Here is a 22,352-nt window from a genome sequence, read left to right as displayed (position 1 = left end):
GCGGGGAACACTAGCCGAACAATCAACCGCTTCTTCACTCGTATCTTGAGCAATCGCAACGAAACATGATGCCAGCAACCTCTTTCTACGCTGATGCAGACTATGACTCCTCAGCCGTGGAGCAGCCATCCCTTTTCGCACCCCGGTTTGACGATCGCGATGATCTTGAACCTGCACCCGAAGATCTGGTGGAACTTGACTTGGGCTATCCCCCTCAAGGCGCACAAAAACCAGGGCGGCGGACAACCGATTTGGTTCGGCTCTATCTACAAGAAATTGGGCGGGTGCAGTTGCTCGGTCGAGATGAGGAAGTCTCGGAGGCTCAAAAAGTTCAGCGTCATATGCGGCTTTTAGAGCAATGCAATGAAGCGGGTGAAAAAGGCAATGTCGCCCTTCAGCGCTATGTGCAGTTGATTGATGCGCGCGATCGCTTAGCCTCAATTTTGGGGCATCGTCCTTCGCTAGAACGGTGGGCAACCGAGGCAGGCGTTGAGGTGGCTGACCTAAAGCCTACGTTGTCTCAAGGCAAACATGCCTGGGCTGAGCTAGTCGCCCTCAGCGTGGAAGAACTTGACCAGGTGCAAACGTCGGGAATCAATGCCAAAGAGCATATGATCAAGGCAAACCTCCGGTTGGTTGTGTCGGTCGCAAAAAAATATCAAAATCGGGGTTTAGAACTTTTAGATTTAATTCAAGAAGGCACTTTAGGCTTAGAACGGGCGGTTGAAAAATTTGATCCGACTAAAGGATATCGCTTTAGCACGTATGCTTATTGGTGGATTCGGCAAGGCATTACACGGGCGATCGCAACCCAAAGCCGCACGATTCGCCTCCCGGTTCATATCACTGAGAAATTAAACAAAATTAAAAAAGCTCAGCGCAAAATTTCTCAAGAAAAAGGTCGTACTGCCACGATCGAAGACATCGCCGCAGAATTGGACATGACGGCTCCTCAAGTTCGAGAAGTCTTACTGCGAGTGCCGCGATCGGTCTCTCTTGAGACCAAGGTCGGCAAAGACAAAGATACCGAGTTGGGCGATCTGCTTGAAACCGAAGAAACAACACCCGAAGAAACCCTCATGCGGGAATCGCTACGGCGAGACTTGCTGCAACTTATGGCAGATCTCACCGATCGAGAACGGGACGTAATTCAGATGCGGTTTGGCTTGGGTAGCGACGGACAACCCTACTCATTATCTGAGATTGGGCGGGCCTTGGAACTCTCTAGAGAGCGAGTTCGGCAAATAGAAGCGAAAGCATTGCAAAAGCTTCGTCAGCCAAAGCGCCGAAATCGAGTGCGAGATTATCTAGAGTCGTTGACTTAAAAGAGTTTCCAATCCAGCCTCTGTTTAGGACTTTGCTTTAACTGACTTCTACTATCAATAAGGCAAACTTCTTGCAAATCGTCTTATTTTTAGGTATGCTATATTCTCAAGAAAGGAGGCTTTGTTGAGAATGTTGAACGCTCCTGTTTATACCCCAGCTTCGCTCAAGGCTGAACTCAATGAGAAAGGATGGCGCTTGACTCCACAGCGCGAAATTATCCTGACTGTGTTTCAAAATCTGGCAGAAGGAAAGCACCTGAGCGCTGAAGATCTCTATACCTTACTCGAAGAGCAAGGAGAAGGGATCAGTCTATCGACGATTTACCGCACCCTCAAGCTGATGTCGCGCATGGGCATTTTGCGAGAACTCGAACTCGCTGAAGGTCACAAGCACTATGAGATCAATCAGCCGCATCCGCACCACCATCATCATTTGATTTGTGTGCGGTGCAGCAAGACGATCGAGTTCAAAAGCGACCCGATTCTTAAGATCGGTACGAAGGCGGCTCAGAAGGAAGGATATCACCTGCTCGATTGCCAGTTGTCAATTCATGCGGTATGTCCTACCTGCCAACGATCGCTGCTGCCAGGCTAAGGTGCCCGTGGGGTGCTGCTAACTACTAAGGTTGCTACCGCAGGTTACTGATAGGTCACTCTGGCGTCGAGTCCTCGCGATCGCAGCAATTGGGTTTGTCGATCTGCTGCTTCTAGCGATGGAAACGCGCCCACTTGCACAAACGCTCCCAACCGCGAGGGGGCTAAAAAGGCTGAAGGCACAACTTGCCGGACTCTGGCTAAGGTGATGCTATCCCTCTGAGGCACAACCACTACATAGCGATCGCCTGCATCACTGCCCACAGCCGTTGTAATGCCCAAGGCATTCAACGTTCGAGCGTCAGCGCTTCCCGTTATCGCTAGTCGGTTATCTTGCTGAAACTGAGCGACAGCTTCTTGAGTGATAGACCCGTAATACCCCGTTGCTGAACTATTGAAATAGCCCAGATTTTCTAGGCGTTGCTGCAATCTTTCTACATCAGCACCGCTATCTCCCAAGGCAAGCTGTCGCCCAGAGGATTGACTTTCCTCTGGCGCTGAACTTTCGATACCGAGAGCTTGGTAGACCTGAGAACCAACAATGCCATCTACCCTGAGACCGCGATCGCGCTGCAACTGAAGCACCGCCGCCTCGGTCTCTTGCCCAAACACACCATCAATTGAGCCTCTGTAGTAGCCCAGTGCCGCCAGTCGTTGTTGAAGGCTAGTTACGGCAGTTCCGCTGCTTCCTTGCCGCAAGACGCTACCCGAAGAGTAGCCTAAGGCAGGCTGCTCACTACTGATCGCAGTTGGTAACGGGGCATATCCACCAGCGTCTGACTGCGCCATTACCGCCTGAGCCACCCCCAAAAGCATAAAACTAAGCCATAGTAGGCTTAAAAGCGATGTACGAGCAATTCCAGGCTTTCGCCCGTCGGAGCACGAATGCCCACTTGGGCGAGTCCATAGATGAGCCTGAAGGACAGTTTCAGGGCGCTCGTTTATACAAGCAAGGTAGGTAAGCGATTTCATAATATGTTTTGCAAGAATCTATTTCACAAGCTTCAAAAACCAGGCTGAGGTAGAAAGCTTTTACTTTCCATGGGCAAATATTATCCGGGTTCAGCGAAGATTCCTAGAGCTTATGTCAGGAAATCGCTATCTCTTCCGGTAGAACTTTGATGAACGGCTGAGTTGGAAACCCTACATTTTTTGGCTAGACTCTGCTCCGCCTTAAGGGTAGGATTCTGGTCTGTACTTCCGTACCTCCGAAGAGCGAAATTGTCATGCTGGCGAAACGAATCTTGCCGTGTCTAGATGTAAAAGCAGGTCGAGTTGTAAAGGGCGTAAACTTTGTCGATTTACGGGATGCTGGTGACCCAGTAGAGTTGGCTCAAATTTATAACCAAGCAGGGGCAGATGAATTAGTTTTTCTAGACATCACGGCAACTCATGAAGATCGTGACATTATTTATGACGTGGTTTACAAAACAGCAGAGCAGGTTTTTATTCCTCTGACCGTTGGCGGCGGTGTCTACACCTTAGACATTATTAAAAAATTGCTGCGGGCGGGAGCCGATAAGGTCAGCATTAACTCGGCGGCAGTACGCGATCCAGAATTTATCAATCAGGCAAGTCGGCGGTTTGGCAATCAGTGCATTGTAGTGGCGATCGATGCGAGACGACGCCTAGATCCAACCCAGCCGGGATGGGATGTCTACGTACGGGGCGGGCGGGAGAACACCGGGCTTGACGCGATCGCATGGGCAAAAAACGTCGAACAACGGGGAGCCGGAGAATTATTAATCACCAGCATGGATGCCGATGGCACGAAAGCAGGCTATGACCTGAGTTTGACCCGTGCGATCGCTCAGGAAGTCCAAATTCCTGTGATTGCGTCGGGCGGCGCAGGCACCTGTGAACACATTCATGAAGCCCTGACCGAGGGAAAAGCTGAAGCTGCCCTGTTAGCCTCGCTGCTTCATTATGGCGAGTTAACGGTTTCTCAGATTAAGCGATACTTAAAAGAACGTAACGTTTTAATTCGCGAAAATTAGCCCCAAGCGTTATTGGGAGAGAGATACAGCACTTCGTGCCCTTTTTGGCAAGCCCTATGATAGAGAAATCTGCTGTTTACATAACAAAACGGAAACGCTTTCTCTAACTATCTGTTAAGATATGTAAACTATGACCATTCCTCTTCTAATCATTGTCATCGGTCTGGTTGCCTGGTCGCTACATTTGATGCAAGCCGCGATCGCGCAGCGCCAGTTTTCGTTGATGTTAGCAGGCACGCTGGTGGCGTCGGCGGCGGCAGCACTGGTTGGCGTGTATTTTTTGATGGGAAATTACATGGGTTATCTCACCAGAATTTCCCATGATGTGGCATATAATCAGGCAGCTTATGAGTCGGTTGTGCGGTATGTACAAGAGCAAGAGATCGAAGAAGCTAGAGCGTATTTGAGCGACTCATCAACTCAGTCAATGCCTTTAGTCAGAAAGCTTGATCGTTCGGTTCGCTAATTTTGTTTATCATTAGATTTAGCATTCATTTAAGCAAAGTAAGGATTTCTTACTTTGCTTTGTCCGTTTTAGGTTGTTCGCATGAGTTATTACATTGCTCCTCGCTTTTTAGATAAACTATCCGTCCACATTACAAAAAATTATTTAAACCTGCCAAACGTTAAAGTACCGCTTCTTTTGGGCGTTCATGGGCGTAAAGGAGAAGGCAAATCTTTCCAGTGCGATCTGGTGTTTGAACAGATGGGTGTGGAAGCGGTTTACATGTCAGCCGGAGAGTTAGAAAGCCCCGATGCTGGCGATCCGGCGCGGCTAGTGCGGCTACGCTATCTCGAAGCGGGCGAACTGGCGAAGGTGCGTGGCAAGATGGCCGTGCTGATGATCAACGATATTGATGCAGGCATGGGGCGCGTGGATCAATTTACGCAGTACACGGTAAATACGCAGCTAGTTCACGGCACATTGATGAATATTGCAGACAATCCAACTAATGTGCAACTTCCAGGCAGCTACAACACAGACCCAACGCCGCGCGTGCCGATTATCGTGACGGGAAATGATTTGGCAACGCTGTATGCACCGCTCGTCCGAGATGGGCGCATGGACAAGTTTTATTGGGAACCCGATCGCGGCGATCGCATCGGCATTGTCAGCGGCATTTTTGAAGTTGATCGCGTTGATCACCGGGATATTGAAAAGCTCGTCGATACTTTTCCTGAGCAGTCGATCGATTTTTATGGAGCACTGCGATCGCGGCTATACGATGAGCAAGTTCGGCAGTTGATCGAAGACGTAGGGATCAACCGCATTTCTCAGCGCGTGGTGAACAGCACCCAAGCACCCCCCGAATTTCGTAAACCCGATTTTAGCTTGCCTCACTTGGTCGACATGGGACAGGCATTGGTACGCGAACAAAAGCGCCTGCAAGAACTGCGACTCGTGGAGGAATACAATCGCACGATTGGCAATCGGGGGCTAGGCGAAATTAACATGACGGCTCCCCAATCGAACTCTGCCAAACCAGCAATTGCTCCTCCATCAACGATCAGCTATAACGGGCAACCTTCTAGCACGCGGCTGAGTCCAGAGCTTGTGAGCCAAGTGAATCAGATTTTAGGACAGGGACACCGATTAGGCATTGAATACGTTGATGAGCGGCGATTTCGGATGAACTCTTGGAACTGTTACGCCATGTTTCAAGACGATGGTTCTGGTGCGATCGCGGCGCTCGAATCTTGCCTCAACGAACACCAGAATGATTATGTGCGCTTGGTTGGCATCAGTTCTAGTGATCGCCGGAGAGTCGTCGAAACGATTGTGCATCGTCCGATCGGGAAAGCCGTTCACTAAAACTGCAATGATCGCGGCGCACAAGGCTGTGAGAACTGCATCTGCGGTTTTTTAGACCTTGGTTTTTTAAAGTTCTTTAAGCCTTAGAGATGGGGGATGACTCAAGCCAAGCCGCGATCGCATCAACAAACGCTAGCGTCGATTCATAGGGCAACACATTTCGTCCCGGAATTTTGACGCCTTGAACTTGCGGAAATGCCTCCAAATAGTCTTCTAGGCGCTGATCCAAACTTTCGGGTTTGCCTTCTCGACTAATGCTAGACGCCTTCTCACCCAACACCACGAGCGTGGGCTGCTCGATCTGCGCGACTCGGTGGCGATAGTCTTGTCGCCAAAAACCAGAGAGAAACGAGAAAACGGCATGGCGGCTATCGAGATCGCTAGCTCCGGCTTGCAGCATCTCTAGCCAGTTTGCATCAACTTGATGGTCACTCGCAAAAAGTTGGCGAATCGAAAAGCGTTGGAGAAACTGCGATCGCCGCGCATACCGATAAAACGCACTGCCCAACGGAGAATCAAACAAATTCCAAGCGATGCGGTGTTGCAGATCCGACGTGGTTTTTGTGACCAACGTCCACGCAGGAGGCCCGCTCAAGATCAGCCCGCGCACCAAATCGGGTTGTAGGTTGACTAAATCAATCGCCACGGGAGACAGTGCCCCTTGAGCAATCAAAATGCAAGGTCTTTTCACCACGGTTTGTAAAAAACATTGCAGTTGGGTTGCCCAGTCGATCGGGTAGTAGGCCACGCGGGGCATGTCACTTTCACCGCAGCCCAGCAAGTCGGGATTGTAAATGGTGTTGCGGTGCCCGGCTTGCACCCAAGCTTGATTAAAGCGTTGCCAAAACTGCCGAGACAGCCCAACCCCAATCGGGTGAATGAGCACCAGAGGCACACCTTGCCCTTCGTGGGGCACATCGTAGGCACAACGGTAGCCATTCCAAGAATAAAACTGTGTTGCGATCGCAGAGTGCTGCATCTTGTTCTCCGTCATCTCCTCCCTATGCTAAACCCAAACCAGAACATCCCACTCTTGACCGTTTTTAGCCCGTCTCAGACCATCAAAACTCATGGGCAGAACCCACGATCACTGCTGCTAAATTTCGCGCGATCGCAGTTCCTAAAACTTTGTTTTGCTGAGGTATCGTTAGCGTTTAATCTACAGAATAGACCTTGTTTGAGAGAAGGAAGCGTCAATGCCTTGGTTCGTCAAAATTGAAGAAGGAATCGTCGATCAAACGACCTTTGATCAGTTTGTCCCTGCCCACAAACAGTTTGTCCAAGAGTTAATTGCCAAAGGTCACGAAGCTCGGACTGGATATTGGAGTTGTTTTGGCGGCGGCATGTTGTTGTTTAAAGCGTCGTCTATGGAAGAAGCAAAAGACATTGTGGCGCACGATCCCCTCGTGCAAAACGGGTGCGTGCATTACCAGCTTTACGAATGGAAAGTTGTTGTTGAGTGAGTCTGAAGGGGACAGGAAAGTGTTATGTTAGTAGATGACTCGGATCTATGCGATCGCGACGCCCAAATCTTGTCAGGACCGGAAGGTAGCAGCAATACGGGATGCTCACGGTAGGCGTAGTCTCCGGGTCACCTTCGTTTTAAAGAGAGTCTAGCTCCGCCGCCTATTCTGCTTCAGCGCCAGCAACAGACGGTTTTCTCTACCCTAAATCCATCGTTCTCCCCTAGGCAACCCGACCGATTCTGCCTATCTTAGAGGTATCGAATACGGAGATTGGACATGGGTTTGGGAGATTTAGTTCAAAAAGCGGTCTACCTCGGAATCGGGGTTGCCTCCTACGCGGGTGAAAAAGCGGGAGAGAAACTGACGGAGCTTCGGGCACAGGTGCAAAAGTTGGCGGATGAAATGGTCGATCGGGGCGAGATGAATGCAGAAGAAGCTCGTCGGTTTGTTGATGAGATGGTGCAGAAGGCGCAACAGCAGCAGGCAACCGTAACATCGGAGCAGGCGCGCCCGACCGAACCCCGTAAGATTGAGATTTTAGACGATGATGAGCCTGCCCCCGTCTCGACTAGCGTTGATGAGATGCGTCAGCAGGTTGCAGATTTGCAAGAAGAATTGCGGCGGTTGAAACGTGATTAACTCGGTCTATGTTTTGGGTGGCAGGTGATGGGGACGCTCTGATCAGCCCTTGCGCCTGCCCAGCCTCAAGAGACGTTTTCAAACCAACCTTTGCGTTTGAAGTAAGCGATCAGAGAAAGCGCGATCACAATCATCAGTACCCAACACAAAGGATACCCCCAGTACCAATCGAGTTCAGGCATATTAAACGGAGACTTTTCACGATCAAAGTTCATTCCGTAGATCCCCACAATAAATGTGAGCGGAATAAATATGGTTGAAATCACCGTCAGCACTTTCATGATTTCATTCATTTTGTTGTTGACCGACGATAGGTAAACATCCATCAAGCTAGACGCCAATTCTCGATACGTTTCCACCATGTCGAGCACCTGCACCGTATGGTCGTAGCAATCTCGTAAATAAATCCGAACATCTTCGCTGATCAAGTCGCTACCATCTCGAATCAGCGAATTGATCGTATCTCGCATCGGCCAAACCGCACGACGCAACACCAGCAACTCGCGCCGCAAGGTGTGAATCCTTTCTAGGGTTTGATGGGTCGGGCTTTCCACAACGGCATCTTCTAGTTCTTCGATGTCTTCGCCGTAAATCTCTAAGATTGGGAAAAAGCCATCAATAATCGAGTCCAGCAGAGAGTAGGCAAGATAGTCTGCCCCCCGTTTGCGAATGATGCCTTTTGCAGTGCGGATGCGATCGCGCACAGCCCCAAAACAATCAAATTCAGGTTCTTCTTGCACCGTCAACAAATAGTGTCGTCCCAAAATTAGACTCACTTGCTCTTGGTGAAACGAACTGCCCGATTCAGTGGGCGTCACCATGCGAGCAATGATCAGCAACTGATCGTCGTACTCTTCTACCTTAGGTCGCTGGGGCACATTCACGACATCTTCTAACACGAGGGGATGCAAATCAAACACTTGTCCGAGTCGCTGCAAGACGTCTTCACTGCCCAAGCCTTTCACATCCAACCAAGACACAGATTCTGAGTCAAGGTGGGGTGCACACTCTTCAGGCGTACCGAGTTGCAAACGCACTGCTTTCTGTTCGTTGTAATCGATCAATCCAATAATAGGCGGCAAGGCATCCGATGGAATTCGTAATGTCCCCGGCATACTTCCTGGCACATCATAGAAATATTCCATCTGAATATCGATTTCACCTTCGCGTATGAGATCTCTGCGTGTAACAATGTTGCCAGGTTGACGGTGCTTTCCCACCATGTCGATTGATCCTTTTACTGAAGGCTTGAGAAACAGACAAACATTCCTCTAATGTACTTGCACTGTCCTTCTGCTGGAACAGAACTGATATTCTGCTAACTAAAGTATTGGTGGTTTTTTCCGTTGACTGAAACACCTCAGCATTCTGCATCCAGTTTAGAACTGTGGAGCCGACGCTTGCTTGCTGCCATCTTTCTGGGCGGTCAAGTTCTCGTTCATATTCTTAGAGGTCGAATCAATCGACGAAATACAGTCGATCAAATGGCTGTTGCAGGCCCGGCATCGTTGCTGATCGCGCTGGTGACGGCTGGTTTTGTCGGCATGGTATTTACCATTCAGGTATCTCGCGAGTTTATTAACTTGGGGGCAGGGTCGGCAGTGGGGGGAGTGTTGGCAATTTCGCTATCACGAGAACTTGCGCCTGTGCTGACGGCGGTCGTGCTGGCAGGGCGAGTCGGCTCAGCCTTTGCCGCCGAAATTGGCACCATGAAGGTGACAGAGCAGATCGACGCGCTTTACATTTTGCGGACTGACCCGATCGATTATTTAGTCATTCCTCGGGTGATTGCTTGCTGTTCCATGCTGCCAATTTTGAGTCTGCTTTCTTTGCTCACAGGGCTGCTGGGCGGATTGCTGATCGCAGATTCGCTATATGGAATTTCTTACACCGTTTTTCTCAACTCGGCTAAGAATTTTTTGTCGGTGTGGGATTTGGTTAGCTTATTGATTAAGGGATTTGTGTTTGGGGGATTGATTGCAGTCATTGGGGCAAGTTGGGGATTGACGACCACCGGTGGCGCAAAGGGGGTCGGGCAATCGACGACCACCGCCGTGGTGACATCACTGTTGGCAATTTTTATTTCTAATTTCTTTTTGTCTTGGCTGATGTTCCAAGGACCAGGGCGGGGGATAGGGAGCGGGTTATAAGTTCCTCCGAAGTACACTTGTACTTTGTGTTATTTTTGTGTAGTTTATGAGTCAAGGGTGCGATCGCGCCCGATATCGCTCTAATAGATTGTCAACGTTGAGTTGAGGGGTAAGAGGGTAGAGGGGTGAGAGGGTAGAGGGAGATGTTACTCATCCACTCATCGATTCCCAGTCCCTCATTTCAACCTTGACAGACCGCTAGCCATCACTGAAGCAGGTTTCTGCACACTGTGCAGTAGCAAATTCCAAGACTCGATTAAGGTTTTTGCTTGACGGTTTTCTATATATAGTGTTTTATAGGTAAGCGAATCATAGAAAGACGCTACATCTAAACAATGCATTTTTCTGTGGTGTATTCAAGCGATTTGTCCTTCTAGCCCCCGAATGTCGCTATGGTTTCACAAATCGAGACGCCTGTGTATGACTCCAAACACGCTCCTAACTTGAGCGTTGAGGGATTGGTGCAGGTTTTCATGTCTCATCACCGGAGTTTTTTTACCAGCGTGATGGCACAAGCGATGCGGATTGCCAGTCAGGGAACCCCGGTTCTGATTGTGCAATTTCTTAAGGGCGGCATTCGGCAAGGGCCTGATCGACCCATTCAACTGAGCCAACATCTCGATTGGTTGCGGTGCAATATTCCCCGTTGCATTGATACGCCTCAGCTTGACGACGACGAACTGCGATCGCTGCTTGACCTTTGGCACCATACGCAAGATATGGTGTGCCAAGGCAGATACGATCTGGTGGTGCTAGATGAGTTGAGTTTAGCCATTCACTTTGGGTTTATTCCTGAAGCGGAAGTGCTGGAGTTTCTAAAGCAGCGTCCGTCTCATGTCGATGTGATTCTCACAGGAACCGATATTACCTCTGCCATTTTAGAGGTAGCCGATCAAATTACCGAGCTTCGTCGCAGTCATCAACCTTAAGTCACCCCTTACCAATAGGCAACCTGCCATGATTAAAAACGATACCTGGATCTCTCAAAAGGCGCAGGCGGGAATGATTAGCCCGTTTGAATCCAAGCTTGTGCGGCGCGTGAATGAGCTTCCGGTAATTTCCTACGGCTTGAGCAGCTATGGTTACGATTTGCGGCTATCCCCAACAGATTTCCGCATTTTCCGCCATGTTCCTGGAACCGTGGTTGACCCAAAAAACTTTAGTTCTGCTAACTTAGAGCCTGTTGCGCTACACCACGACGATCGCGGTAGTTTTTTTATTTTACCGGCTCATTCCTACGGGTTGGGAGTAGCGCTAGAGCGGCTAGAAGTGCCTGACTACATCACGGTGATCTGTATTGGCAAGTCAACGTATGCGCGCATCGGGTTGATTGCCAATTTAACCCCCGCAGAAGCCGGATGGCGCGGTCATCTAACGCTAGAGTTTTCCAACTCTTCGAGTGCAGATTGCCGGATTTATGCCAATGAAGGCATTGTGCAGTTGCTCTTTTTAGAAGGTGCCCCCTGTGCCGTGAGTTACAACGATCGCAACGGCAAGTACCAAGACCAGGTGGAGCAAGTGACGTTGGCACGGGTTTAACGTGGGTTTGGCGACGGTAAAGTAGCCTAAAAAAAAGCTGAAGATGGCTGACCTTGTGCCTGAAGGGGTAGCTTTGCGAGGCGCGATCGCAGGCTACCTATATTTTTGCTATCTGTATGTTTATGGAACTGATCCGAAATTTCTCCACCCAGATGTGAATTCTATGAGAAGACTCCTGAAAATTTGGTAGTGAAAATCGTTCCATGAACTTCTACGAACAAATCAAGAATTCGCAGTTCTTCCGCGTCCTGTTCATTGCTTTTCTTATTTTATTACTGCAAATCCCTACAGTGATGCTCCAAAATTTGGTTAGCGATCGCCAAAGTTTGCGGCAAGAAGCGATCGCGGGCATTACTGGAAACTGGGGGCGATCGCAATCTATTTTAGGTCCTCGTTTATACGTCCCTTACATCAAGCGATTTCAAGTTGGTACTGCGGAAAAGGCTGAAGTCAAATACGGTACATTTTTACCCGACGATTTACAAATCACGGGCAATCTAGATTCAGAGGTTCGGTATCGCGGCATCTTTGAGGTTCCCGTCTATAAAACTAAGCTTGATCTCCGTGGTCGATTTGTTCGCCCAGACTTTACAACATGGGGCACTCGTCCTGAAGATATTCTTTGGGATCGAGCAGAATTAAGTCTACAAATTTCAGATGCTCATGCCATTCAAAACCAAGCCTCTTTAGGCTGGAATCAAAAAACAATTCCTTTTACCGCAGGGCAAGGTAAATATGGAAGCAATGAGCAAGGCATTCATGCAGTCTTAAAAGACGCTATGCAAGCAGATACCTTTGCGTTCTCTATCCCTATCACAGTGAATGGTAGCGAAAAAATCGCCTTTGCTCCCTTTGGTAAAGTCACAAAAGTTAGCCTGACCTCAGATTGGACTAATCCCAGCTTCCAAGGGGTGTGGTTGCCCAATGAGCGATCGATTACTCAAAAGGGCTTTGATGCAACTTGGAATATTCCCTCTCTCGGTCGCAACTATCCGCAGCAGTGGAACAACGAAGTCTCCTCTAACCCTGAACCAATTCAGGCATCTCTTTTTGGGGTCGATTTGATCTCGCCCGTTGATAACTATCGCATGGCAGATCGCAGCATCAAATATAACTTTTTATTTTTAATGCTGACCTTTGCCGTATTTTGGCTATTTGAAACCGCAACTCGGCTGCGTGTTCATCCCTTGCAATATCTGCTTGTAGGTGTCGCTATGTCGATATTTTACCTCCTACAGCTTGCGCTTTCTGAGCATTTGGGCTTTAAGAGTGCTTATCTTCTCTCTAGCATTGCCGTTGTTACGTTGATTACGACCTATTCGATCGCAGTGCTTCGAGCTAGAAAACGAGGCGCAATCATTGGCGTCATGCAAGTTGCGCTCTACAGCTACCTCTACGTCGTGTTAGCCAATCAGGACTACTCATTGTTAATGGGTTCTATTGGCTTATTTGCGTTCCTCGCAATTGTGATGTATTTTACCCGTCGGATGGATGGGTTAGAACCGCCTACAGCAAGACGAATAGAGCCAACAAGCTCAGGGGGAACACCGTCAGAAATCGATTAACATGAGGAAGTGACACCCGGTCTTGGCGTTCTTTAGCTGGGGCGATCGCAGCCACGCTATCCCTGCAATTGGCTCAGCTAACATCGCCTTCATAGCTTGCTAAACCTAACCTATGACTTTTGAATTCACCCCTCTCGACCCCAATCTTGAATCTTGTATTCAAACATTAGGACTCCACCACATTCAACGGCATCTCTTCATTTGTGCTGATCAAACAAAGCCCCTCTGCTGCAATAAAGAAACCGGGCTTGCTGCTTGGAACTACCTAAAAAAACGGCTCAAAGAACTGAAACTCGACCAGCCTGCTATTGCTTCAGACCTTAGAGACGCAAATCATTTGGGTTGTGTTTTCAGAACAAAAGCTAATTGTCTTCGTGTGTGCCAGCAAGGACCGATTTTGCTCGTCTATCCTGATGGAATTTGGTATCATTCTGTCACTCCAGAAGTGGTTGAACGTATTATTCAACAACACTTAATTAGAAACCAAATTGTTCATGAATATGCCTTTCTGACCCACCCGCTTCCACCAATTTCATGCGATTCTATCCCCCCGTCAACGTCGTGATGTTTATAACTAAAAGTTGGTTCTAATTCTTGTATAGTTAATGGGACTAAACCTATGGAGTATTCTATCTTTAGGAGCAGCTGAAGATTTTGACCTAGCCTGTGTCTAGCTTGCCATCACATGATTTGATTTGGGTTAAAGATAGTTTTGTAGGTACATTGAAAATTTCTTCTGATCATCCTTCCTTCAAAAGTATAAATGTGAGCTAAAAAGGTTTGATTTTTTGACTAGTCGTATATAATGTCACGAGACCTATAGCTAAAATTCTGAATCTTTACTAACATCGAGATAAATTTAGTTTTTAATGGTTGCGAGATTGCCCACAGTTGCGGGTGTTTATCTCTCGAAGTTGGCTTCAGTTCCAAAACTTCAATTTGTAAACGTTATTCAGATTCGGCAGAGCGAGTAGCACAGCATGAAGGAAACTAGCGCAGGGAATCACAGACGGTTGCTGCTGATTGACGACGACCCGAACCTTATTTTGCTAGTCAAAGACTATCTAGAGTTCCGTGGGTACGAAGTTGTCACCGCAGAAAATGGGCGCGAAGCCTTAGAGGTGTTGGAGGGCGAAACTCCAGACATGATCATCTGTGACGTTATGATGCCAGAAATGGATGGCTACGAACTCGTCAGAACCATTCGCCAAGATCCAAAAACTAGTTGGATTCCAGTGTTGTTTCTTTCTGCAAAAGGGCAAAGCCAGGATCGCGTTAAAGGGCTGAACATTGGTGCGGATGTGTATATGGTCAAGCCCTTTGAGCCAGAAGAGTTGGTGGCTCAGGTAGAGTCTTCTCTCAAGCAAGCGTCTCGTTTGATTCAGCACAAGGATGCAAAAGGCGGTGAGAATGCGCCCAAAATTCAAGTGCCGTTTGATGTAGAACTCACGCCTACGGAGTTGCGCGTTGTGCAGTTTGTGGCACGAGGCATGGCAAACCGAGAAATTGCGGAAGAACTCAATGTCAGCCAACGCACGATCGAAAGTCATGTGAGCAACATGCTGGGTAAAACGGGGTTGCACAACCGAACCGAGTTGGCGCGGTGGGCGATCGAAAACAGCATGGCTTGATTGAGCTTTATCCCTTTGATCAATTTTTTGACCTGGTAGAGACATTGGGTAGAGCACGTCTAGGTTGATCGTTTCTTACATGGATGATCTTACATGGATGATTCTATGGCGTTCTGAGGGTTAAGCTTTGTTTACCCTTCAATTCCTGGTTTGGTTTCGTATCACATTATATTTTTGATATTTCTAGCGAGATCCTTGCTGGGACACCTTCTGTATTTGCTCGTTGAAGTAGTCGGTTCGATAGTTCAACTGTTTTGAAACTTCCAACCCTTGCCGAAATGCAGCGATCGCTTCCGGATACGCTTTTTGGGCAAGCTGAATCTGCCCGATTTGGTCAAACGCATCCATGGCACTGTAAGCGTTGTAGGCTTGCTGATCGGCTTGGGCAAGATAGGCGTACACTTGCAGTGCTGCCTCTAGTCGTTCTTCCTTTTGATAGAGTTTGCCTAACTTTTGCAATGCATCGGTCGCGTAGGCAGTTTGAAGCAGCGGTTGTGCTAATTCAAAGGCTTCTCGATACTGCTGTTCTGCAAGATCGAATCGCCCAGTCGCTGCATAGTCATCTGCCAACTGAATCTTTAGGGCTGGAATGAACTGCGCTTGTCCGTTTTGTTGATAAAGATCAAGCAGTTGCTGTTGATAGATAGCTGCTTGGGCGGGTTGTTTGGCTTGATTGTGGACGTAAGCAAGCTGAATCAGATTGATGAATATGCTCTGCTGATCGTTTCTGGCTTGAGCGAGGTTCAGGAGTTGGGTGTAGGTTGCGATCGCGTTTGGGTAGTCAAACCAACTGAGATGAAGTTGCCCAATCGTCGTCAACAAGCTCGCTTCTTGAATGGGATCGTTCTGCGCTCGTGCCTCTGCCAGCATTAGGGTGTAAACCTCCACGGCAAGCCCTGGCGATCGCACCTGCTGGTAGGCAATTCCTAACGCGGCACGGAGTTGCATCTGCTCGGCGGTTCCAGGGTTTTGGGCGGCAGTTTGAATTGCCCGGAGTCGGTTAGTGATCACACGCACCTGTTCGGTTAGGTTTTGCGTCCAAGCTTGATCTCCCACACGACCCAAGGCTTTGATCTCCTCTAACAAGCCTAATGCCCGACGCAAACGCAACTCTCGATTCCAGATCTCAAAGGCGGCAATCGGATCATTAGCTTGCAGTTTTGCCGTTGCTTGCTGGTTTAATTCATCAAGCGATCGAGCTAGCTGCTGTCGCTCTGCCTCAGTGAGGGGGCGCTGTAGACCTCCGGGCAAAAGCGGATCAGGAGCGGTTAACTCTAGGGGGCTGGGAGGAAACTTGTCGCTCTGCTGTTTTCTGGGAGGGATCGCCGGTTGAAGAGACGATTGAGCGATTGGGACATCCACCCCGCTCGCTTGCCCCTCCTGCCCACTCAGCATCAAAAGCCCCACAAAAGCACTGAGCCAAATCCATGGATGGGTGAGATTTCTCACTGCGATCGCTGCTTTTTTGTAACCCACGTTCGTTGATCCTCAACAGTCTAACCACTGCTTTATTATTGCAAATCGTTGAGGGGAAGAATGAGATCAAATTTTTGGTTGAGAGCGACAATAATTTCTTCGGCACAGTCTTTATCTAGAATTTCCAGGTCTTCCTGGGTGTAGTTCATCAGATCTGCGATCGTATGAATCTGCGATCGCTTCAGTGACCCCAACGCCTTCATCGAAAGGTCAAGTGTTTCAACGGAAATCTGATCGAGTGTGTCTTGGGTCATAGTCACTTGGGGTTGTCGCTACCAAAATTGATCTTATCGGGTCATATCCTCATTGGTTGAGGAGATTGGCGACCAAAACTCAGATTGCGTCCTGTTTTAAGAACTATCTATGACTTCAGAACTTAACGGATTAGATTCCGCAAATGCGCTTCTAGGGCTGAGTCCTGTTACAGACTGCCCTACATCTGATCTGGCTCCGCAGGCTGAAGCATTTTGGTCAGAGCCAGACGACGGAGTAGAGGACAACTTTGCAAAACGTCCGACCCTCTCGATTGACCACGAAAAAGAATCTTCAAGCCATTCAGCGTTCTCTATTTTTAACTCGCTGAAATATATCCAGGGCGTTTTACAACGCGATCAGGTTTATATTGTCACCAATTTGGTAGATAGCCAAACACAGATCTTGCGCCAACCTCAAACCGCTTGGACAATTGGGCGCAACCGGGCAGCAGCCTTGCCCCTTCAAGATCGCAATCTTTCCCGTCGCCACGCGGTGTTGCTGTACGTGGCGGGCGATGGATTTTATTTGGTTGACCTAAACAGCATGAACGGTTCTTACATCAACGACCAGCGCGTTCAACAACGGCAGCTTTTACACGATGGCGATCGCATCCGGATCGGCAGCATGGAGTTTTCGTTTTTCCTGAGCGCTGACGATCGAACGCTAGACCCAATTCATCCTGAGGTATTGGCTCGGTTGACAAATCGGGAATTGCGTCCAGCGTTTATCGACTTTTCTGAATTGAAGGAAGAGATTTCATTTAACATCTCAACGCGCTAGAACTGTCTCGCCCAGCCGTGCCACCGTTCGACAATCACTTTGGTTTGGGTAAAGAACTCGATGGCATGGGCACCTTGCCCGTGCAGGTCTCCAAAAAAACTTGCTTTCCAGCCACTAAACGGAAAGAACGCCATCGGAGCCGCTACGCCGATGTTGATGCCAATGTTTCCGGCTTCAGCTTCGTAGCGAAATTGGCGGGCGGCTCCCCCACTGGTGGTGAATAACGATGCCATGTTTCCGTACTGGCTTTGGTTTACCAGCGCGATCGCGTCGTCGATGCTGTCTACATGAATCAAACTCAAGACCGGACCAAAGATCTCAGTTTTGGCTATGCTTCCGGTCGGAACTACATTTTGCAGAATGGTTGGGCGGACGAAATAGCCCTGTTCGTAGCCAGAGATCGTCGGGTGTCGTCCATCTACCAAAACCGTTGCGCCTTCAGTGGTCGCGTGGTGGATCATGCCTTCGATACGAGTTTTGCTTTGAGCGGTGATCACAGGACCCATCTGAATGGTGGGATCGAGTCCATAGCCAACGGTGCGGGCGGCGGCAGCGTCTGCGATCGCAGCTGTAAACGGCTCTTTTGCGGTTCCTACCGTGATGGCGATCGAGGCAGCCAAGCAGCGCTGCCCGGCACAGCCAAAGGCGCTATCTGCCATAATTCGGGTGGTCATAACCATGTCGGCATCGGGGAGCACAATCACCGGATTCTTGGCTCCTCCTTGGCACTGCGATCGCTTGCCGTTGGCGGCGGCGCGGCTATAAACGTACTGTGCGATCGCCGACGACCCCACAAAGCTAACGGCGCGAATGGCGGGATGATCAAGCAAAGCATCGACGGCAGTTTTTGCGCCATTGACGAGATTGACAACGCCCTTTGGCAGATCGATCTGGTGGAGCAGGCAAAACACCTTTTGCAAGGTGAGCGGCACTCGTTCTGACGGTTTGACAATGCAAGTATTGCCGCAGGCGATCGCATAGGGAAGAAACCAAAACGGAATCATGCCCGGAAAATTGAACGGAGTAATGATGGCAACGACACCAAGTGGTTGCCGGATCATGTGTTCGTCAATGCCACGGGCAATATCTTCGGAGTTGTAACCTTGCATCATCATCGGAATGCCGCACGCCACCTCGACATTTTCGATCGCCCGTCGCAATTCACCTTTCGACTCGGCTAAGGTTTTGCCGCATTCGAGGGTAATAGTTTGAGCGAGGTCTTCAAACTGGTCTTCAAGGAGGGCTTTCAGTTTGAATAGGTACTGCACTCGTTCGGTGGCGGGGGTGCGTCGCCAAGCGGCAAAGGCAACGGAGGCAGCTTGAGCCGCGCGATCAACCTCTGCACCCGAAGAGAGGGGAACTTTGCCTAACGCTGTAGTGGTTGCGGGATTGATAATGTCTAAGTAAGTGTCAGTGGTGGGGGTGCACCATGCTCCGTTGATGTAATTTTGTGCCGTCTTTTCGGAAGGGTGCAACGCTGCGATCGCGGAATGGTTCATGTCTTCTCCTCCTCACTCCCTTTCATCTTGCCGCAATCCGTCAGAACGGGGTAAGTCGAGATTGACCGACATTCCATGGAATGTTGGTCAATGGAGAAAGGACTGACCAACGGATCACTAGATCAGCATGGGTCAGCCCAACCTCTAATAATTAGACGAAGGGCAATAGATGGCTCTATGATCCGCCTGGAGAGTGCTGCGGTAGTGCGCTGCGCTGCATCTTCTGCAAATTTTGGTCGGCAACGAGCAGCAGATAGCGCGAGTTCATTTCTGAAAGCATGGCTTCTGATAAATTGGCTTGATCAATTTTGACCCCCAGCATTTTCACGTTGGTCAAGTCCGATCGCGCTAGGTTTGCCCGGCTCAGGTTAGTCCATTGCAAATTTGCGCTGTGCAAAAAAGCTTGCTCTAAGTTAGCGTCTGTTAAATCTGCCCCGGCTAGGTTTGCGCCTTGCAATTTGGCATTACGAAAATTTGAGGCGGCGAGATTGGCTGATTGCAAATTTGCGCCGCTTAACTTGGCGGCACTCAGATTGATCCCTGCTAGATTGAGTCCTTCTAAATCGACCCCGTTTAGGAAAGCGTCTGCCAAATTGGTATCGTTAAGAAATGCGCCTTGAAGAATGGCTCCGCTTAGCCGTGCGCTTTGCAGGTTTGCCCAACTCAGGTTTGCGCCTTGTAGGTTTGCGCCTCGCAGGTTGACGTTAAGAAGTTTTGCGCTACACAAATTGGCACGATGCAGGGTGGCTCCGCGTAAGTTGGCATGGCTTAGATCTGCTCCACTGAGGCGCGATCGCGTGAGGTCTGATTTCACCATAAACGCGCCGTTGAGCTTTGCTTTGGTGAGGTCGGTATCAATCAAGCAGCCTTCGCTCAGTTTGGTAAATTGCAGGTTTGCCCAATTTAAGAAAGCACCGCTCAGGTTGGCTTTTGTGAGAAAAGCTCGACTCAGGTTTGCGCCTGTTAAATTAGCATTTTCCAGGTTGATATCCACGAGCATTGCACCACTTAGATCAATGCTTCTGAGATCGGCTCCTGCAAAATTGCGTTCGCCTCTCTCATACCGTCGGATTAGCTCATTGATATCCATAACATGACTCTAGCTAGGGATAATGACTCATCTGTCGCAAAGGACAGATGTCGCCTCCCTTACTCTAGAGGGTCAAGCTGGGTTTGTAGGGTGCTTGTATTAGTTAAAGTCTGAAAGTAATAGTCCGTAATAATTATTCATCACAGTTTAAGGGGATGCGATCGCGTGCTCTCAAAGTGCCATTATTCCCCAGATCATTGAGGATGAAAAAAGTTGCCGCTCACCGACTGCTTTAGGCGGCGCATCGCCCTCCCCGCGATATCGGTAAATAGCAACTCCCCATACAAAAGCTCTGTTGCATAGCGGGTCGCCTTTTCAGACTTAACGCCGTACTTGTAACACGCGCCTGTCCACTGATAGAACACGCGGGAGAGCTTTAACGCAGCATCAAAGTTAGCGGCAAACTCAGCATGAATTCGAGCAGTGTACTCATCGGGGGCATGGTCTGCCAAACATTGAGCCGCGATCGCACCACTCTTCACAGCGTGCAAAATGCCATCGCCAAAGAGTGGATTGATCAATCCTGCTGCATCGCCAGCGAGCAAAATCCGACCCTCGTGCAACAACTCTTTCCCCCCCCACGTAGGGAGCGGATGCCCACGAAAGCGGATATGATCCGGGTCATACTTCACACCCAGCGCATCCATATAGTCAAAAATTGTCTTCTGCAACTCAGAGCGGAGGCTGCGATCGCTACGCCCATCCTTTTTATCTGGGCGAAATACCCCTGCCCCAATATTTAAATGATCGGCTTTTGGAAACACCCAAGCATAACCGCGTTTCACCGCACCAAACTCTAGATGGGCAATGTCAGAACGTAAGGTTCCATCTCCATCGCCCCATTGGTGAGCCTGTTCGACTTCTAGGGCAAGCGCGATCGCGGGAGTCTTCCTCAATCGGGTCGCCTTGACGGTGATTCCGTTTGCCCCATCTGCGCCAATCACATACCTTGCTTTCGCCACAAACTCGCTTCCCGTTTTGATGCCTTCCGCCCGCACCATCACCCCATCAGGCTCAGACCGCAGCGATCGCACAGCCAACCCATCGCGCACCATTGCCCCCAACTGCACGGCCCGTTGCACCAAAGCATCATCAAAAATAGGGCGTTGCACCATCCACAGCGACAGCGCTTTAGCAGACCCCGGCGGATTAATCGGAGCCAAGTACGGATCATCAAAATTCCAGGTGTGGCGCATAAACGTCACCTCTGACTCAACAAATGCCTCTGGCGCTAAATCATATAATTGGGTTTGGATGCCCGTCGGCATGCCGCCCCCGCACGTTTTGTGACGCGGCAAGATCTGTTTTTCCAGCAACGCAACCTTCAGCCCTGCTCGTGCCGCTTCTGCTGCTGCCATTGCTCCCGCAGGACCGGCTCCACACACGACCACATCATAATTCTGCATAAAATTCGGCAATCGCTAAGTCGCACTCTTTAGCTTAGCTTCAACTTGTCTCCAGCAATTTACCAAATGTTGTCTCCAACTCCTGAATCTCTGATAAAAACCGCTGCTTCTCTTCTTCGCCAATCTTCCACCACTCGCTACGGAGGTTGATGCCCAAAATATATTGCTTTTTAGAACACGCGATCAGCACTGGGATGCCTTGCTCTAAAAGCCGGGAGCCAAGATCATACGCCTGCTCTCGGCGATGCAGGCTAAACCCATGAAATTGAAGAAACATCTCGCCCTGATAGCTAATGCCACTGCACACGCGCCCATCAAACCAAAATTTGAAAAAACGGCAATCTGTTTTGTTTGCTAATAGCAGCTTCATCTAACTTTCTTGCCTTTGGAGATCGCAATGGTGTAAAAACGCAACCTTAGAATTCATGGAAGTGGGGTTTGGTAAGCACAATCTTTTATACAAAGAAATTGTGCCCAATTCCTAAAAGAAAGCCCACTCGTTGGTTCTCATCATTAAGTTTATCTAACGCTTCTTACCCTAAGTATTAGGGACTTTGAACAGAAGATGCTGTTTTTGGAATAAGCTTCTATCATAAGATAGATGATATTTAAATTTCCCCTCCAATAATCGTGCTGTCTTTTGGCTTTAAGGCAAGTGAAACTAAGCTAGACAGATGACCTATAACCAAGCCAGGGACTGTCACATCTAGCCTAATATCAAACCGCGATCGCGAGATAATGGCGTCGTCTGTCAACGTTTGTCTAAGCAGCAAGTCAATGCTTCAGTTCAGATATTTTTTACTTCTTAATTCCTGAATTTCTTAGATCGAGCCTGAATAGCATTTATTATTCCTGGATTTCTTAGATCGAGTTTGAATAGCCTTCATTTAACCTTAATTTAAACAGTATTAATTTAGGGTGCAACGTTGGGTAGCTAATGATATCGCGTATCATTCCATGACTCACTACATAGCAAGAACCTGAGCTAAGGAATATGGATTAGTTAACCGTAATCTTTACCCTCGTCCCCGACCCTTCTCCTTGATGAGGAGGGAGCTAGTATTTTGGTGCCCTCTCCCTGGAAAGAGGGCTGAGGTGACGGAGAACTGGGCTTTATTCGGCTCAGG

At 49.1% G+C, this 22,352-nt stretch carries 25 protein-coding genes and 1 other RNA gene; 16 read left to right on the top strand and 10 right to left on the bottom strand.

Annotated features, from left to right (window positions below):
* The first annotated feature begins 68 nt into the window (after positions 1 to 68).
* Positions 69 to 1,325, top strand: a complete 1,257-nt coding sequence (gene sigC / locus GS601_RS00715) for an RNA polymerase sigma factor SigC (protein ID WP_162421451.1) — start codon at positions 69 to 71, stop codon at positions 1,323 to 1,325.
* Positions 1,326 to 1,455: 130 nt separating this feature from the next.
* Entirely contained in the window at positions 1,456 to 1,920 is a 465-nt protein-coding gene (locus GS601_RS00710) for a Fur family transcriptional regulator (RefSeq protein ID WP_162421229.1), read from the top strand.
* Positions 1,921 to 1,964: 44 nt separating this feature from the next.
* Here the strand turns inward: GS601_RS00710 and GS601_RS00705 are convergent, their stop codons facing one another.
* Positions 1,965 to 2,891 (bottom strand): peptidoglycan-binding domain-containing protein, encoded by a 927-nt coding sequence (locus GS601_RS00705; protein ID WP_162421228.1) that lies wholly within the window; start codon positions 2,889 to 2,891, stop codon positions 1,965 to 1,967.
* A gap of 254 nt (positions 2,892 to 3,145) precedes the next feature.
* On the opposite strand from GS601_RS00705, the gene hisF reads away from it, so the two are divergent.
* From hisF to GS601_RS00690, 3 genes are all read left to right on the top strand, one after another.
* Positions 3,146 to 3,916: an imidazole glycerol phosphate synthase subunit HisF gene (gene hisF, locus GS601_RS00700; protein ID WP_162421227.1), complete on the top strand. Its 771-nt coding sequence runs from the start codon at positions 3,146 to 3,148 to the stop codon at positions 3,914 to 3,916.
* A 130-nt stretch (positions 3,917 to 4,046) separates the two neighbouring features.
* Positions 4,047 to 4,382, top strand: coding sequence for a hypothetical protein (locus tag GS601_RS23055; protein ID WP_238392873.1), 336 nt, complete (start codon positions 4,047 to 4,049; stop codon positions 4,380 to 4,382).
* A gap of 81 nt (positions 4,383 to 4,463) precedes the next feature.
* A complete protein-coding gene (locus tag GS601_RS00690) occupies positions 4,464 to 5,729 on the top strand; it encodes a RuBisCO small subunit-like domain-containing protein (RefSeq protein ID WP_162421226.1) in 1,266 nt (421 codons plus the stop codon).
* Between the two features lie 76 nt (positions 5,730 to 5,805).
* On the opposite strand, the gene GS601_RS00685 is transcribed toward GS601_RS00690, so the two are convergent.
* Entirely contained in the window at positions 5,806 to 6,723 is a 918-nt protein-coding gene (locus tag GS601_RS00685) for an alpha/beta fold hydrolase (protein ID WP_238392872.1), read from the bottom strand.
* Positions 6,724 to 6,925: 202 nt separating this feature from the next.
* On the opposite strand from GS601_RS00685, the gene GS601_RS00680 reads away from it, so the two are divergent.
* The 3 genes from GS601_RS00680 to GS601_RS00670 all read left to right on the top strand — a co-directional run bounded on the left by GS601_RS00680 (position 6,926) and on the right by GS601_RS00670 (position 7,834).
* Positions 6,926 to 7,192, top strand: a complete 267-nt coding sequence (locus GS601_RS00680; RefSeq protein ID WP_162421225.1) for a YciI family protein — start codon at positions 6,926 to 6,928, stop codon at positions 7,190 to 7,192.
* 36 nt (positions 7,193 to 7,228) lie between these two features.
* Positions 7,229 to 7,325: signal recognition particle sRNA small type (gene ffs / locus GS601_RS00675), an RNA gene on the top strand.
* A 146-nt stretch (positions 7,326 to 7,471) separates the two neighbouring features.
* Positions 7,472 to 7,834 (top strand): phasin family protein, encoded by a 363-nt coding sequence (locus GS601_RS00670; RefSeq protein ID WP_162421224.1) that lies wholly within the window; start codon positions 7,472 to 7,474, stop codon positions 7,832 to 7,834.
* A gap of 65 nt (positions 7,835 to 7,899) precedes the next feature.
* Here the strand turns inward: GS601_RS00670 and corA are convergent, their stop codons facing one another.
* Positions 7,900 to 9,057, bottom strand: coding sequence for a magnesium/cobalt transporter CorA (gene corA / locus GS601_RS00665; protein ID WP_162421223.1), 1,158 nt, complete (start codon positions 9,055 to 9,057; stop codon positions 7,900 to 7,902).
* A gap of 123 nt (positions 9,058 to 9,180) precedes the next feature.
* Here corA and GS601_RS00660 point away from each other — a divergent pair, with 123 nt between their 5' ends.
* The 7 genes from GS601_RS00660 to GS601_RS00635 all read left to right on the top strand — a co-directional run bounded on the left by GS601_RS00660 (position 9,181) and on the right by GS601_RS00635 (position 14,719).
* Positions 9,181 to 9,984, top strand: a complete 804-nt coding sequence (locus tag GS601_RS00660) for an MlaE family lipid ABC transporter permease subunit (RefSeq protein ID WP_162421222.1) — start codon at positions 9,181 to 9,183, stop codon at positions 9,982 to 9,984.
* 392 nt (positions 9,985 to 10,376) lie between these two features.
* Entirely contained in the window at positions 10,377 to 10,913 is a 537-nt protein-coding gene (locus tag GS601_RS00655; protein ID WP_162421221.1) for a P-loop NTPase family protein, read from the top strand.
* A 28-nt stretch (positions 10,914 to 10,941) separates the two neighbouring features.
* Positions 10,942 to 11,523 (top strand): dCTP deaminase, encoded by a 582-nt coding sequence (dcd, locus tag GS601_RS00650; protein ID WP_162421220.1) that lies wholly within the window; start codon positions 10,942 to 10,944, stop codon positions 11,521 to 11,523.
* A 43-nt stretch (positions 11,524 to 11,566) separates the two neighbouring features.
* A complete protein-coding gene (locus tag GS601_RS23050) occupies positions 11,567 to 11,713 on the top strand; it encodes a hypothetical protein (RefSeq protein WP_238392871.1) in 147 nt (48 codons plus the stop codon).
* 13 nt (positions 11,714 to 11,726) lie between these two features.
* Positions 11,727 to 13,088 (top strand): cell envelope integrity protein CreD, encoded by a 1,362-nt coding sequence (gene creD, locus GS601_RS00645; RefSeq protein ID WP_162421219.1) that lies wholly within the window; start codon positions 11,727 to 11,729, stop codon positions 13,086 to 13,088.
* Between the two features lie 112 nt (positions 13,089 to 13,200).
* Positions 13,201 to 13,653 carry a (2Fe-2S) ferredoxin domain-containing protein gene (locus GS601_RS00640; protein WP_162421218.1) on the top strand — a complete coding sequence of 151 codons (453 nt, stop codon included), beginning with the start codon at positions 13,201 to 13,203 and terminating at the stop codon, positions 13,651 to 13,653.
* A gap of 415 nt (positions 13,654 to 14,068) precedes the next feature.
* Positions 14,069 to 14,719, top strand: a complete 651-nt coding sequence (locus GS601_RS00635; protein ID WP_162421217.1) for a response regulator transcription factor — start codon at positions 14,069 to 14,071, stop codon at positions 14,717 to 14,719.
* A 183-nt stretch (positions 14,720 to 14,902) separates the two neighbouring features.
* Here GS601_RS00635 and GS601_RS00630 read toward each other — a convergent pair whose 3' ends face one another.
* Positions 14,903 to 16,195 carry a tetratricopeptide repeat protein gene (locus GS601_RS00630; protein WP_162421216.1) on the bottom strand — a complete coding sequence of 431 codons (1,293 nt, stop codon included), beginning with the start codon at positions 16,193 to 16,195 and terminating at the stop codon, positions 14,903 to 14,905.
* Between the two features lie 35 nt (positions 16,196 to 16,230).
* Positions 16,231 to 16,449, bottom strand: coding sequence for a DNA-directed RNA polymerase subunit alpha C-terminal domain-containing protein (locus GS601_RS00625; protein ID WP_162421215.1), 219 nt, complete (start codon positions 16,447 to 16,449; stop codon positions 16,231 to 16,233).
* A 109-nt stretch (positions 16,450 to 16,558) separates the two neighbouring features.
* On the opposite strand from GS601_RS00625, the gene GS601_RS00620 reads away from it, so the two are divergent.
* A complete protein-coding gene (locus GS601_RS00620) occupies positions 16,559 to 17,230 on the top strand; it encodes an FHA domain-containing protein (RefSeq protein ID WP_162421214.1) in 672 nt (223 codons plus the stop codon).
* Here the strand turns inward: GS601_RS00620 and GS601_RS00615 are convergent.
* The 5 genes from GS601_RS00615 to GS601_RS00595 all read right to left on the bottom strand — a co-directional run bounded on the left by GS601_RS00615 (position 17,227) and on the right by GS601_RS00595 (position 21,998).
* Entirely contained in the window at positions 17,227 to 18,729 is a 1,503-nt protein-coding gene (locus GS601_RS00615; RefSeq protein WP_162421213.1) for a CoA-acylating methylmalonate-semialdehyde dehydrogenase, read from the bottom strand. The genes GS601_RS00620 and GS601_RS00615 overlap by 4 nt on opposite strands.
* Before the next feature lie 175 nt (positions 18,730 to 18,904).
* A complete protein-coding gene (locus tag GS601_RS00610; RefSeq protein WP_162421212.1) occupies positions 18,905 to 19,819 on the bottom strand; it encodes a pentapeptide repeat-containing protein in 915 nt (304 codons plus the stop codon).
* A 194-nt stretch (positions 19,820 to 20,013) separates the two neighbouring features.
* On the bottom strand, positions 20,014 to 21,225 hold the full coding sequence (locus GS601_RS00605) for an NAD(P)/FAD-dependent oxidoreductase (RefSeq protein WP_162421211.1): 1,212 nt from the start codon (positions 21,223 to 21,225) through the stop codon (positions 20,014 to 20,016).
* Positions 21,226 to 21,265: 40 nt separating this feature from the next.
* On the bottom strand, positions 21,266 to 21,595 hold the full coding sequence (locus tag GS601_RS00600; protein WP_162421210.1) for a hypothetical protein: 330 nt from the start codon (positions 21,593 to 21,595) through the stop codon (positions 21,266 to 21,268).
* A gap of 238 nt (positions 21,596 to 21,833) precedes the next feature.
* Entirely contained in the window at positions 21,834 to 21,998 is a 165-nt protein-coding gene (locus GS601_RS00595) for a hypothetical protein (RefSeq protein WP_162421209.1), read from the bottom strand.
* Between the last annotated feature and the right edge of the window lie 354 nt (positions 21,999 to 22,352).

Source organism: Myxacorys almedinensis A (genome assembly GCF_010091945.1).
Lineage (GTDB): Bacteria > Cyanobacteriota > Cyanobacteriia > Leptolyngbyales > Leptolyngbyaceae > Myxacorys > Myxacorys almedinensis.
Note: the sequence above shows the minus strand (reverse complement) of the source record. Positions and strands in the feature narration are given on the sequence as shown.